The organism is Rathayibacter sp. Leaf248, from assembly GCF_920939495.1.
Classification (GTDB): Bacteria; Actinomycetota; Actinomycetes; order Actinomycetales; family Microbacteriaceae; genus Rathayibacter; species Rathayibacter caricis.
This window is the reverse complement of record NZ_CAKLAV010000003.1, coordinates 18,664-31,377: the sequence shown is the minus strand read 5'-3', so window position 1 is coordinate 31,377 and position 12,714 is coordinate 18,664. Positions and strand designations below refer to the sequence as shown.

The following is a 12,714-nucleotide window of genomic DNA, read 5'->3' as shown; positions in this document are numbered from 1 at the left end:
GCTTTCCCCTCGGGGAGGCGGCGTTTCCGCGTTCCCGGGACGACGAAGGGCCCCCGACCGGAGTCGAGGGCCCGTCGTCGTGCGCTGCAGTACTACTTCGAGACGGTGCGGCGGCGCAGGTGCGCCATGCTCATCGCCGCTCCGAGCAGGAGGGCGACGGCGCCGGCCAGCAGGGCCGGGGTCGTGTCGAATCCGGTCGCGGCGAGCTGGTGCGCGCCACCGCCGGTCGGGCCGCCGGCGACGGGCTTCGTCGGGGCGGCGGGAGTCGTCGGGACCGTGGTCCCGGTCGGCTCCGGGACGGGAGTCGGCACGACGGCCGCGTCGGCGACCGCGAAGTCGACGCTCACGGTGACGCCGGTCTCCTCGAGAGCGAAGGACGCGGTGTGCGTGCCGCCCGCCAGGCTCTCGGCGATCGGGACGCTGAACGACGCGCGGCCGGTCGAGTCGTCGGTGACGGCCCGGGTCGGGTCGATCGGCGCAGTGCCGACCTCGGTGCCGTCGACGCTCGCGGTGACGGTGGTGTCGGTCGGCGCACCCGTGCTGAACAGGAGCGAGGAGAGGTCGACCGTCATCGTGTCGCCGACGGCGTACTCACCCGAGTCCGGGATGTTCTCGGTGAGGCCGATCGAGCGCTGGACGGGGTCCGGGCTCACGGTGCCGAGGTCCTGGATGTAGGCGACGAACGCGTCGAGGTCGATGCGGCCGGAGTCGGCGGTGCCGGTGCCCTCGGTGAAGGTGCTGAACCCGTCGCCACCGGTCGAGAGGAAGTTGTTCGTCACGACGGTGAAGGTCTGCGCCGGGTCGACGGGCACGTTCTCGAAGAAGACCTCCGAGATGTGCTCGCCCTGCGGGGCGGCCGGGTCGAAGACGTAGGTCAGCGCGGCCGAGGTGGCGAGCTTGAGCTGCGGGTGCGCGGCGCTCCCGACCCACTGCTCCTCGAGCAGGGCCTTGATCTGCGCACCGGTCAGCTGGAGCGTGACCAGCGTGTTCGCGAACGGCTGGGCGTCGGACGCCTCGGCGTAGGTCACGACGCCGTCGGCGTCACCGGGCACGGTGGCGTCCCCGGCGAACAGGAGGTCGTCGCGGAGTCCGCCGGCGTTGGTGAAGGCGATCTCGGTGCCCAGCTCGCTGGTGGCCCAGAGCTGCGCGTCGGCGACGAGGTTGCCCAGCGTCGACTCCGAGCCGCGGTTGGTCTGGCCGTCCTCGCGGTAGGCGCGGGAGATGTCGTCGGTGATGGTGCCGACCTTCACGCTGCCCTCGTCGACGGCGACGGCCTGAGCGGCCTCGACGATCGAGGTGACGGCGGGATCGGCGTCGAAGGCTCCGACGAAGATCGTGTCGGCGGCGTCGTCCGACTCGGGGTCGTCGACCTCGACGGTCAGCGGCACGACCTCGCTCGTGAGCGAGGTGAGCTCCTTGGTCGTCGGGTCCACGGTCAGCGCCATGTGGCCGATGTTCTCGGCGTAGCTGCCGGTCTGCGACACGATCGTCGGGAACGCACGTCCGCCGTCGACGGTCGCGTTGTACTCCTGGTGGCTGTGACCCGAGACGATCGCGTCGACGTTCGCGGCGACTCCGTTGACGATGGCGCCGAACTTGGGGTCGGCGGCGGGGGTGCCCGCGTCGGCCGCACCGGCGTCGGCGCCCTCGTGGAGCAGCAGGACGATCACGTCGGCCTCGCCGTTGGCGTCGTCGCCGTCCTGGAGCGCCGTCGCGACCTCGTTGACGTTCTCGACGATCGGCTCGATCGAGAGGGTCGAGATGCCGCCGGGGCTGACGAGAGTGCCGAGGTCCTCGGTCATCGCTCCGATGAACGCGACCGAGACGCCCTCCTGCTCGGCGAGGAAGTAGGGGTCGTACGCGCGCTCGCCCGTCGCGGTGTCGAAGAGGTTCGCGTTGACGTACGGGAAGTCGGACTCGTCGCTCACGCGACCGTCGACGTCGGAGCGGCCCTTGTCGAACTCGTGGTTGCCCAGCGTGCTGACGTCCAGGCCCATCTCGTTCAGGACGTCGAGCGTGGGCTGGTCGTCCTGCACCTTGGAGGTGAAGGTCGAGGCGCCGATGTTGTCGCCGGCCGAGACGAAGAGGGTGTTGGGGTTGGCAGCGCGGTAGGAGTCGACCGCGCCGGCGAGGACCGCCGCGCCGGCGACTGTGCCGTTGGCCTCGATCCGGCCGTGGAAGTCGTTGATCGACAGGACGTCGATCGCGATGTCGCCCTCGGCTGCCATCGCGGGAGCGGCTCCGAGCATCGCGGCGCCGGCGACGGCACCGACTGCCGTCACCGAGAGTGTTCTGATGAGGCCGCGTCGACGGCCGGGGGTAGTGCTTCGCATCTGGTCGAGATCTCCAAGCGTCGAGCGGCGATTCGGAGGAGTCTCCGGCCGCATGAGGGGAACTTTCCCAGCCAAGCCGAGGGTCGGGCCCAGGTCAAACGCCTGCCCGCGGTCCGCGGGTGTCGTTTACGAGAAGTTAATCCGACGACTGCCGGGGTTCTCCCAGCCGACGCGGAGGGAGGCGGCCGGCGCGGTCAGCCGACGCGGAGGAGGGGGAGGAACGGCGTGAGATCCGCCCGCACCCCCGACGCGTGGATCCGGCCGCTCGCGAGGCCCTCCGCCCACGGGAGGACGCCCGTCGCGAGGCGCAACCAGGTCGCGGCATCCATCTCGATGACGTTGGGCGGGGTACCGCGGGTGTGCCCGGGGCCCTCGACGCACTGCGCGGCGCCGAACGGAGGAACGCGCACCTCGACGCTGCGGCCGGGCACCCGCGTCTCGATGATCTGCAGGAGGAACCGCACGGCGGTCGCGGTGGTGGTGCGGTCCGTCGCTCCGGCGAGCGCCGCGCGCACCGCGCCCTGACCGGACGCCTCGTCGATCTTCCCCTTGGCCATGCGTCCATCCTGCCGTGCCACCGCCCGGGAACGCCGCTGCGCGAGATGCCACTCGCGCTCGCGACACACTGCGGGAGGCGTGCCGGAACGGCATCCTGCGGACGCGCGATCCCGGTGCCGAAGGGGCGTGACGGAGTGCGACCGGCCCGGGACGGCCCGGGCCTATCCTGTTCAGGTGAAGATCCTCGTCCTCGGTTCGGGTGCCCGTGAGCACGCCATCATCACGGCTCTCCTCGCAGAGGAGGAGCAGCACGAGATCATCGCCGCGCCCGGCAACGCGGGCATCGCGCGCGACGTCGAGGTCATCCACTTCGACACCAACAGCCCCCGCCTCGTCACCGACTTCGCGCTCGAGCAGGGCATCGAGCTCGTCGTGATCGGCCCGGAGGCGCCGCTGGTCGCCGGAGTGGCCGACGCCCTCCGCCAGCGCCGCATCCCCACCTTCGGCCCCGACAAGGCCGCCGCCGCCCTCGAGGGCTCCAAGACCTTCGCGAAGCGCGTCATGGACATGGCGCGCGTCCCCACCGGCCGCGCCACCCGCGTCTCGACCCTGGTCGACGCGACCCGCGTCATCGACGGCTTCGGCGCCCCCTACGTCGTCAAGGCCGACGGCCTCGCCGCCGGCAAGGGCGTTCTCGTGACGGAGTCGCGCAGCGCGGCCGTCGCGCACGCCGAGTTCTGGCTGCAGTCGGGCGACGTCCTCATCGAGGAGTTCCTCGACGGCCAGGAGGTCTCGCTCTTCCTCCTCTCCGACGGCCACGACGTCGTCCCGCTGTCGCCCGCCCAGGACTACAAGCGCCTCGGCGACGGCGACGAGGGCCCGAACACCGGCGGCATGGGCGCCTACTCCCCCCTCCCCTGGCTCGCGGACCGCTGGGCGAGCGAGCGCGCCTTCGTCGACGAGGTCATCGACACCGTCGCCATCCCGACCATCCGCCAGCTCGAGCGCGAGCGCACCCCCTTCGTCGGACTCCTCTACTGCGGCCTCATCGTCACCGAGGCCGGCATCCGCGTGATCGAGTTCAACGCGCGCTTCGGCGACCCCGAGACGCAGGTCGTGCTGCCGCGTCTGGCCTCCCCGCTCTCGGCGCTGCTCCTCGCCGCGTCGACGGGATCGCTCGCCTCCGTGCCCTGGCCCGCCTTCACCGACGAGGTCGCCGTGACCGTCGTGCTCGCGAGCGAGGGCTACCCCGAGAACGCCGTCACCGGCCGCGGCATCAGCGGACTCGAGGCGGCCGAGGCCGTCCCCGGCGTGACCATCGCGCACGCCGCGACGCAACTGGTCGACGGGCGCTTCGTCGCCACGGGCGGACGCGTGCTCAACGTGGTCGCGCGGGGCGCGGACTTCACGGAGGCCCGAGAGCGCGCATACAAGGCCCTCGACCTGATCCACCTCGACGGCGGGCAGTACCGTCGCGACATCGCGCTTCGCGTCGCGCAGTAGCGCGACCGCTTCGCGTGATGTCGTCCACGCCGCCCCCTGTGCGGCGTGGCGCAGTCGGCTTCTCAAAGCGGTTGCGTCGTTAGGAGCGTCCTGCGTCCGGCTCGCCGACAACGCTCGCACGCGTTCTCGGCTTCGCCTCGTCGCGGGGCGGGGATTCGGGAGGCGCGCCTCCCGGGACTCGAGCCTCCCGGGACTCGAGCCTCCCGGGACTAGTGCCTCTCGGGACTGATGCAACCCGGGACCGGTGCCTACCGGGACTAGAGGTTCCCAAGGACTGATGCAGCCCGGGACTAGTGCCACCCGGGATTGATGCAGCCCGGGACGAGTGCCTCCCGGGACTGATGCAGCCCGGGACGGGTGCCTCCCGGGACTACTGGTTTCCGGGACTGGTGCAGCCAGGAACTGGTGCCTGCGGAGGCTGGCGGCTCGCCTGGCCGATGCCTCGCGCGACGGCGGAGCTGCAGAAGTAAGGCTGGGCGGCTCGGAAGCGGGGGAAGTGTTGGGATCGGAGCGGTGGGCCTTCGTTGCGCGGGCTCTCGGAATAAGACGACGGGTCAGGCGGTGGCGGCGACGTCGCGGAGGGCCTCACCGAGGTCCGGGTGGGCGAAGGCGAAGCCGGCGTCTTCCAGGCGGCCCGGAACGACCCAGCGGCTCTTGAGGAGGAGCTCGGGCTCGGTGCGCAGCAGCAGCATCGCGGGCTCGAGGACGAAGCGCGGGGCGGGCAGGCCGAGGCTGCGGCCCACCGCGGCGCGCAGCAGGCGCGACAGCTCCGTGTTATCGCTGGGATTCGGCGAGGCGAGGTTCACCGGGCCCTCGAGCGACGACTCCTCGAGGAACAGGATCGAGCGGAACACGTCCTCCACGTGGATCCAGCTGAAGTGCTGGCGGCCGTGGGTCGCCCGGTACTCGTGGTGCACCCCCGCCGCCCGGCGCGCGTGGGTCGCCGGCCAGCGGCCGTCGTACTGCGGTCCGCCGAGGCCGAGGCGGGCGAGGCGCAGCAGGATGCCCGTCGCCGGTCCGTCGCCCAGCACGATCGCCATGCGCAGCGCGATCCGGCGGGTGGCGGGCGTGTCCCCGCCGAAGAACTCCGCCTCCCACGCCGTGGCCACGTCGACCGAGAACCCCTCGCCGATCACGCCGTCCGCCTCGGTGTTCGCGCGCTCCTCCTCGTGCCGGTAGATCGTCGCGGTGCTCGAGTTCATCCACACGGGCGGCGGAGTCGCGGCGGCCGCGACCGCACGGTGCAGCTCGGCGGTGGTCTCGACGCGCGAGCGGAGGATCTCGGCGCGGTTCGCGGCCGTGTACCGGCAGTCGACGCTCTTCCCCGCGAGGTTCACGAGCAGGCGTGCGCCGTCGACGGCGCGGACGAGCCCGGCGGAGTCGCCCCACCGCGCATCCGGACCCGACCGGCCGATGCGGCGCACGGTCCAGCCCGCCCGCTCGAAGCGGTGGGAGAGGTCGGTGCCGAGGAAGCCGCTCGCCCCCGCGAGGACGACGACGGGGCGCTGCGGGGTGCTCATCGCCCCATCGTCCTCCACCTGCGATGCGCGACCCGTCCGCAACCGAGGGTGAGCGTGGCTGAGGCCCTCTTCAGCGCTGGTCCGGCGCGATCCGTCCTCGGTTACGAACGCTCGATCGCGTGAGCGGCCCGCACCGCACCGGCCAGCCGCCCCGCGAACCCGGGCGGAACCTCCTCGGGCAGGGCGTCGACGGGGAACCAGGCCACGTCCTCGCTCTCGTCGCTCACCACGACGAGTGACGACGGGTCCGCGATCGCGCCGTAGCCGATGTCCCAGTGCCGGGAGCAGCGTCCGAAGCCGCCGCCCAACCCGTGCCGGTCGAGGTCGAGGGGCAGTGACCCGAGCGGAGCGAGCGACGCGACTCCGCTCTCCTCACGCGCCTCGCGCAGAGCCGCGTCCGCCACGGAGGCGTCGCCGGGCTCGATGTGCCCGCCCAGCTGCACCCAGAAGCGGCCCTTGCCGTGGAAGCAGAGCAGTACGCGGTCCAGCTCCGGCGAGAGCACGAAGCAGCTCGCGGTGATGTGCTCGGGCCCGAGGCTGCGCTCGAGAGCTCCCTCACCGTGCTCGGCGAGGAACGCGAGGTACTCGTCACGGAGGCCGAGGAGCGGAGCAGGGGCCGCCCACTCCTGCAGGTCGAGGGCGAGAGCAGCGGCGCGGGGGATCACTCCGCGAGCGTAGGCGAGATGCCACTCCGGTACGCGGCACGCCGAGCGGGCCGTACTGGAGTGGCATCTCGCGGAAGGGGTCAGACGGTGAGGCCGGCCAGTCCCTCGCGGTCGACGCGGCGGTGGAAGCGCATGCCGGCGAGTCCGCCGAGCACTGCGGCGATCAGCGCGACGACGAGGGCGGCGAGCGCCGTCAGGACCGCGGCGATGGTCGCGTCGCTCCCGTCGAGCGGGATGCGCGGGAAGCTGCTGACGGCCGAGAGCACCTGGGTGCCTCCGGTGATCGCCGAGGCGATGCCCACGAGGATCGTGACCACGACGGCCCACGCCCACACGGCGACGCCCTGCTTCGCTCCGCTGAAGCGGGCCATGCGGCCGGCGACGTAGCCGCCGCAGTAGTACGCGACGAAGAGGATCACCAGCAGCGCGATCGCGCCCGCCCAGCCGAACGCGACCGGGTCGGCGGCGAGGTCGGCGGTGACGTCCTGCGTGCCGACGACGGCCGCTCCGATCGCGGTGACCAGGGCGGTGAGGATCACCGCGAGGCCGGTCGCGGCGAGCCAGCCGAAGAAGGCGCAGCCGATCTTGAGCCCGCCGAAGCGCTCGCGCTCGCGGTCGTGGATGTCCTTGCGGGTGGCGGCGCGGGCCTGCTTGGCCTCGGCCGAGTCGGGATCGACGGGAGCCCGGTGGGCGGGCTCCTCCGTGGTCGACGGGGTGGACGACGCGGACGAGGTGGTGCTCGACGCGCTCCCGCTCTGCGGGGCGGTCTCGAACCGACGCGTCTCTCCGGCGGCGTGCGCCGTCGTGTCGTCGCGTCGCGGGTCGCTGCTGTCGCGACCGGAGTCGGTGGGGATGCTCATGACGACCTCCTGGGGTACCGCCGACGGGGTTCGGCGGTGTGCACAGTCAAGGCCCTGCAGAGCCCCGGTGTCGCGGGCTTGACGAGGAACGGCAGCGTTCCGGTCCGTGTCCGCACGCTCGTGCGAGCCCGGAGGAGCGTCAACCCCCTGCGCTCCCCCTCCGCTGTCGGCTTCCATGGAACGACCCACCCACCGACACGAGAGGGAGAGTCATGACTCCGGAATCCCCTGAGCAGACCCCGCCCGGCACCGAGGCCGAGCTGACCCCGAAGGCCGACCACGGCGAGGAGAGCTATCGCGGCACCGGCCGCCTCAGCGGCAAGGTCGCCCTGGTCACCGGCGCCGACAGCGGCATCGGCAAGGCGGTCGCGATCGCGTTCGCGCGGGAGGGTGCCGACGTCGCCATCGCCTACCTCGACGAGCACGAGGACGCCGAGGACACCGCGAAGTGGGTCCGCGAGGCGGGCCAGGAGGCGCTCCTGCTCCCCGGGGACCTGCGCGATCCCGCCCAGTGCCGCGCCGCGGTCTCGCAGACCGTCGACACCCTCGGCCACCTCGAGGTCCTCGTCAGCAACGCGGCCTTCCAGATGAGCCACGAGGAGATCACCGACATCCCCGACGAGGAGTGGGACCGGACGATCGCGACCAACCTCAGCGCCTACTTCCACCTGGTGAAGGCGGCGATCCCGCACCTCCGGCCCGGCGCCTCGATCGTCGCGACCAGCTCGGTGCAGTCCGACCAGCCGTCGTACCAGCTGCTCCCCTACGCCGCCACGAAGTCGGGGATGCTGAGCATGACCGCCTCGTTCGCGCAGGCGCTCGGCGAGAAGGGCATCCGCGCGAACGCGGTCGCTCCGGGCCCGATCTGGACCCCGCTGATCCCGTCGACGATGCCTCCGGAGGCGGTCGCCTCCTTCGGCGAGAACGTGCCGCTGGGCCGACCCGGCCAGCCGGCCGAGGTCGCGCACGCCTACGTCCTGCTCGCGTCCGACGAGGGCAGCTACATGAGCGGGGCGACGATCGCTGTCACCGGCGGGAAGCCGATCCTCTGATTCCGCCGAGGAGCGCTCACCCGCAGGTTCCTGGGATAGGTTCCTGCGGGTGAGCGTGCACATCCGCAGCATCGAGACGGCCGTACCGGCGACGGTGCTGCGCCAGGGGGACGTGCGCGACCTCTTCGCCGCACAGGAGGGCATCAGCCGGCTCGGCTCGAGGCTCCTCGGCGCCGCGTTCGACGCGTCCGCGATCGAGACCCGGCACACCGTGGTCGACGAGCTCGACCGCGAGGTGCGGGAGGGGGCGAGCGTCTTCTACGACGCCCGCTCGAACGCCGTGCTGAATCCGGGCACCGCGGCGCGCAACGCGCTCTACGCGGCCCGTGCGCCCGAGCTGTTCGCCGACTCCGCTCGACGCGCGCTCGAGGCGGCCTCGCTGACCGCCGACGACGTGACCCACGTCGTCACGGTCTCGTGCACGGGCTTCTACGCGCCGGGCCCCGACTACCAGCTCGTCCGCGCCCTCGGCCTGTCGCCGTCGATGCAGCGCTTCCATCTCGGCTTCATGGGCTGCTACGGCGCCTTCCCCGGGCTCCGCGCCGCGAAGGCGTTCTGCGACGCGGATCCGGACGCGGTCGTTCTCGTCGTCGCCGTCGAGATCTGCACGATCCACCTGACGTCCTCCAACGATCCCGAGCAGATCGTCGCCACCTCGGTGTTCGCCGACGGAGGCGCGGCGGCCGTCGTCACCGCGCGCCCTCCGGAGCCGGGCAGCCCGGTCCTCGAGATCGACGCGCTCGACACGACACTCACCCCCGAGGGCGAGGAAGAGATGGCCTGGACGATCGGCGACCACGGCTTCACGATGCGCCTGAGCACCTACGTGCCGGCGATCATCGGCCAGAACATCACGGGCGCCCTGGCCCCGCTGCTCGGCGAGGCCGGTGCGAAGGGCGTGCAGCGCTGGGCCGTCCACCCGGGCGGGCGCAGCATCCTCGACCGGGTGCAGACCGCGCTCGAGCTCGACGACGAGCAGATGCACCCGTCGCGCGAGGTGCTGCGCACGGCCGGCAACATGTCGAGCGCGACGGTGCTGTTCATCCTGCGCCGCCTGCTGCACGGCGAGGCGGCCGACGGCGAGCGGATCGGCGCCATGGCGTTCGGGCCTGGCCTCACCGTCGAGATGGGCCTGCTCACGAAGCGGGGCGGGGAGTGAGGGCGCCGCTCGCCCCGGACCTCCGCCACCGCGAGCTCGAGGCGCAGGAGCTGATGGACGACCCGGCATGCGACCGGGCCCTCTTGGACGCGACGTACGCGCGCTTCGGCGCCGTGAATCGCCTCGTCTCCGGATGGCGCGGGCTGTACCGCTCCCGCATCCGCCCGCTGCTCGACGAGCACGAGCCCACGAGGCTGCTCGACATCGGCTCGGGCGGCGGCGACGTCGCTCTCGCCCTCGCGGGCTGGGCGCGCGAGGACGGGCTGCGACTCGCGATCACCGCCGTCGATCCGGACGAGCGCGCCTTCGCCTTCGCGACCGCTCGGCCGGGCACCCCGGGCGTCGAGTTCCGCCGGGCGAGCAGCGCCGACCTGGTCGACGAGGGCGAGGAGTTCGACCTGGTCGTGTCGAACCACCTGCTGCACCACCTGACTCCCCAGGCGCTCGCGTCGCTCCTCGAGGACAGCGCGCGGCTCGCTCCCCGCGCGCTGCACAACGACATCGAGCGCTCGCGCCTGGCCTACACGGCCTACTCCGTCGCCACGCGCCCGCTCGCCGCCGGCTCGTTCCTGCACTACGACGGCTCGCTGTCGGTGCGCCGCAGCTACACCGCGTCGGAGCTGCGCGCCGTCGCGCCCGAGGGCTGGCGGGTGGAGCGGGCGGCTCCGTACCGGCTGCTGCTGACGCGGGGCCCCGCGGAGTGAGCGCCGCCCGCGGCTGGATGAGCGCGGCCGCCGTCAGCTACTCCGCCAACTGCGCACTCGGGACCGCGGTCGCGACCGGCACCGTGCGGACGGGGCGCTGGCACTGGATCCACCACGCGCTGTACATCGCGACGTCGGCGCTCACCGGCGCGGCCCTCGCCGCTCTACTGCGGTCGGATCCGCGCGCGGCCGCGGCGCTCGCTCCCGCCGTGGTGCCGCTCGCGGTCATCCCGTTCGTGGGGACGCACGGACGCCGGCATCCGGCGATCGCGCTGGCCGCGGCTCCGTTCGTGGTCGCCGGGGTCGTGCTCTCGAGGCGCTGACTCGCGGAGGAAGGCGGAGATCAGCGCCGGACGCCGCTCAGCGCGGAGGCCCGACCTTCGGCTCGTCCGAGCCCGACCCGCGCTTCTGGGAGCGGAAGTACTCCCACGCGGCGAGCGCCAGGATCGCCAGTCCGCACACGATCGTGATGATGTCGGGGACGGACACGTCGCCCCGCATCGCCGACGAGATGCCGGAGCCGAGGATGAGGACGCCTCCGATGAGGTAGAAGACCACTCGGGAGTTCTTCATCGGGCACCGCTCCTGTCGGCCCGCCGAGGCGCGGGCTCCGAAATCGTACCCGGTCCGACCCCCTGCCCCCTCCCGGGACGGATGGGCAGGATGAGGGCATGGAGTTCCTCGACGTCGTGCGCCGCCGCAAGACCACCAACGGCCCCTTCCTGCCCGATCCCGTCTCCGAGGAGCACCAGCGCCTCCTGATGGAGGTCGCCGGACGCGCTCCCTCGCAGCTGAACAGCCAGCCGTGGCGCTTCGTGCTGATCGAGGAGCGGGACACCATCGACCGGATCGCCGAGATCAGCGGCTCGAGCATGACCACCGCCCTGTCGAACGGCACCTTCTTCGAGCGCTACAAGCCCTACTTCCGCTTCAGCCAGGAGGAGATGGAGCAGCGCCGCGACGGCATGCTGTTCGACAAGCTGCCGGCTCCGCTGCGCCCGTTCACCAAGCAGGTGTTCACCAAGCGCGGGCAGTTCCTGATGAACTCGCTCCGCGTGCCGCAGACCCTCGGCGAGGAGAACCGGAAGCTCGTCGCCGGATCGCCGCTCCTGCTCGGCGTGATGCTCGACCGCTCCGAGTACCGCCCGGGCGAGCTGTCGTCCTTCTACTCCGTCTTCAGCATGGGCGCGGCGATGGAGAACGTCTGGCTGAGCACGGTCGAGCTCGGCATGGGCATCCAGTTCGTCTCGTTCCCGATGGAGGTGCCGGGCGCCTGGGCGAGGATCGAGTCGCTCCTGGCGGTGCCGGACGACCTGGAGCTGATGGCGGTCTACCGTCTCGGCTACCTGCCTCCGGAGCAGCGGCGCCCGGCCATCGACTGGTCCTCGCACCAGCGCAAGGCGCCGTCGCAGTACGTGTTCCGCGGCACCTGCGCCACTCCGCAGACGGGGTGGGACGAGGGCTGAGTGCAGCATCCCCCGCGGGGTGTCAATGGGGCTACGGCGTGTCTGTGCACCGATTCCCGCCCCGGGCGCTCGAGACGTTAGTTTCCCTGCGGAGCCGTCCGCGCCGGGCCGCCCGCAGACACGAAGGGGGCCCGTGGCCACTCTCATCTACGGACCGCAGAACCTCGAGATCGAGTTCGAGGAGCGGGTCCTCGCCCACCTGAAGGTCGCCGTGCTCTCGAAGCTGCGGCGCAACGAGGCCTTCTCCCTGTCCTGGGCCGAGGACGCCTCGACCGGCCACGGCCGCAGCTCCGTCTGGCTGCACCCCGCGGTGCCGCTGCACTTCCGGTTCCGCGAGACGCACCAGCAGAAGCTGAACCGCGCGTGGATCGAGCAGATGCTCAGCGCCGCGAGCATGCACGGCGAGCTCGCCGTCACTCCCGAGCCCCAGGAGCCGCGGGGCTGACCCCCGCTGCCTCGCGCCGGCGCATCCGTCAAGCCCATCCCTCCGCGGCGGCCCGGATCATAGCCTGAGGCGACAGCGCTCGTCGAGATCCGCACCGGGCGCGTCACGGACGGAGACGACGATGACCGACACCGCACGGGCGACCGCACCCAGCACCCTGACCGCTCCCGCACCGTTCTCGCGGAAGGACGCGTCGGACGTGCGTCGGCTCCCCGACTCGGTCTCGACCTCGTCGCAGCCGGTCATCGGCTCGAGGATCACGATCAATGGGCGCAGCTTCGTCGTCGAGCTCGACATGGCGGGCATCTTCCTGCGCCAGGTGCGCCGGAGCCTGCGGGCGGGCGACGGCGGACTCGTGCTGCTGCGCCATGTCGACGGGATCGAGATGATCCCGATCACGCGGCGGACGCCGTTCGAGGTGACCGACATCGTGTGCCCGGAGGGCATCGAGCCGTCGGTGGCGCGGGTCGAAGCGGGACTGCGGGCGAGCTGAGGCGCTCCCGCGTCCG

General features: G+C 72.2%; 14 protein-coding genes. 8 read left to right on the top strand and 6 right to left on the bottom strand.

What is annotated here, in order from left to right; translation table 11 throughout:
• Positions 1-92 precede the first annotated feature (92 nt).
• Complete coding sequence (locus tag LRG51_RS18290; protein ID WP_230674117.1) at positions 93-2,282, bottom strand: bifunctional metallophosphatase/5'-nucleotidase; 2,190 nt, start codon at positions 2,280-2,282, stop codon at positions 93-95.
• A gap of 245 nt (positions 2,283-2,527) precedes the next feature.
• Positions 2,528-2,890 (bottom strand): sterol carrier family protein, encoded by a 363-nt coding sequence (locus tag LRG51_RS18285; RefSeq protein ID WP_230674116.1) that lies wholly within the window; start codon positions 2,888-2,890, stop codon positions 2,528-2,530.
• A gap of 175 nt (positions 2,891-3,065) precedes the next feature.
• On the opposite strand from LRG51_RS18285, the gene purD reads away from it, so the two are divergent.
• Positions 3,066-4,334, top strand: a complete 1,269-nt coding sequence (gene purD / locus LRG51_RS18280; RefSeq protein WP_055789220.1) for a phosphoribosylamine--glycine ligase — start codon at positions 3,066-3,068, stop codon at positions 4,332-4,334.
• 554 nt (positions 4,335-4,888) lie between these two features.
• On the opposite strand, the gene LRG51_RS18275 is transcribed toward purD, so the two are convergent.
• The 3 genes from LRG51_RS18275 to LRG51_RS18265 form a co-directional block, all read right to left on the bottom strand.
• Positions 4,889-5,854 carry an epimerase gene (locus LRG51_RS18275; protein ID WP_055789216.1) on the bottom strand — a complete coding sequence of 322 codons (966 nt, stop codon included), beginning with the start codon at positions 5,852-5,854 and terminating at the stop codon, positions 4,889-4,891.
• A 101-nt stretch (positions 5,855-5,955) separates the two neighbouring features.
• Positions 5,956-6,519 (bottom strand): NUDIX hydrolase, encoded by a 564-nt coding sequence (locus tag LRG51_RS18270; protein ID WP_230674115.1) that lies wholly within the window; start codon positions 6,517-6,519, stop codon positions 5,956-5,958.
• Positions 6,520-6,599: 80 nt separating this feature from the next.
• On the bottom strand, positions 6,600-7,379 hold the full coding sequence (locus LRG51_RS18265) for a hypothetical protein (RefSeq protein WP_230674114.1): 780 nt from the start codon (positions 7,377-7,379) through the stop codon (positions 6,600-6,602).
• Positions 7,380-7,591: 212 nt separating this feature from the next.
• Here LRG51_RS18265 and LRG51_RS18260 point away from each other — a divergent pair, with 212 nt between their 5' ends.
• From LRG51_RS18260 to LRG51_RS18245, 4 genes are read left to right on the top strand one after another with little or no spacing between them, the layout of a single operon-like run.
• On the top strand, positions 7,592-8,431 hold the full coding sequence (locus tag LRG51_RS18260; protein ID WP_230674113.1) for an SDR family oxidoreductase: 840 nt from the start codon (positions 7,592-7,594) through the stop codon (positions 8,429-8,431).
• A gap of 49 nt (positions 8,432-8,480) precedes the next feature.
• Positions 8,481-9,590, top strand: coding sequence for a type III polyketide synthase (locus LRG51_RS18255; RefSeq protein ID WP_230674112.1), 1,110 nt, complete (start codon positions 8,481-8,483; stop codon positions 9,588-9,590).
• On the top strand, positions 9,587-10,294 hold the full coding sequence (locus LRG51_RS18250; RefSeq protein ID WP_230674111.1) for a class I SAM-dependent methyltransferase: 708 nt from the start codon (positions 9,587-9,589) through the stop codon (positions 10,292-10,294). The genes LRG51_RS18255 and LRG51_RS18250 overlap by 4 nt, the downstream gene beginning before the upstream one ends.
• A complete protein-coding gene (locus LRG51_RS18245) occupies positions 10,291-10,617 on the top strand; it encodes a hypothetical protein (RefSeq protein WP_230674110.1) in 327 nt (108 codons plus the stop codon). Before LRG51_RS18250 ends, LRG51_RS18245 begins: the two co-directional genes overlap by 4 nt.
• Before the next feature lie 37 nt (positions 10,618-10,654).
• Here the strand turns inward: LRG51_RS18245 and LRG51_RS18240 are convergent, their stop codons facing one another.
• On the bottom strand, positions 10,655-10,867 hold the full coding sequence (locus LRG51_RS18240) for a hypothetical protein (protein ID WP_107573769.1): 213 nt from the start codon (positions 10,865-10,867) through the stop codon (positions 10,655-10,657).
• Positions 10,868-10,965: 98 nt separating this feature from the next.
• Here LRG51_RS18240 and LRG51_RS18235 point away from each other — a divergent pair, with 98 nt between their 5' ends.
• The 3 genes from LRG51_RS18235 (at position 10,966) to LRG51_RS18225 (ending at position 12,698) form a co-directional block, all read left to right on the top strand.
• The gene (locus LRG51_RS18235; protein ID WP_055789201.1) at positions 10,966-11,760 is read left to right on the top strand and encodes a nitroreductase family protein; all 795 of its coding nucleotides are present in this window, start codon (positions 10,966-10,968) and stop codon (positions 11,758-11,760) included.
• 133 nt (positions 11,761-11,893) lie between these two features.
• Positions 11,894-12,205 carry a DUF7882 family protein gene (locus LRG51_RS18230; protein WP_055789198.1) on the top strand — a complete coding sequence of 104 codons (312 nt, stop codon included), beginning with the start codon at positions 11,894-11,896 and terminating at the stop codon, positions 12,203-12,205.
• Positions 12,206-12,326: 121 nt separating this feature from the next.
• Entirely contained in the window at positions 12,327-12,698 is a 372-nt protein-coding gene (locus LRG51_RS18225) for a hypothetical protein (RefSeq protein ID WP_055789193.1), read from the top strand.
• The last annotated feature ends 16 nt before the right edge of the window (positions 12,699-12,714 follow it).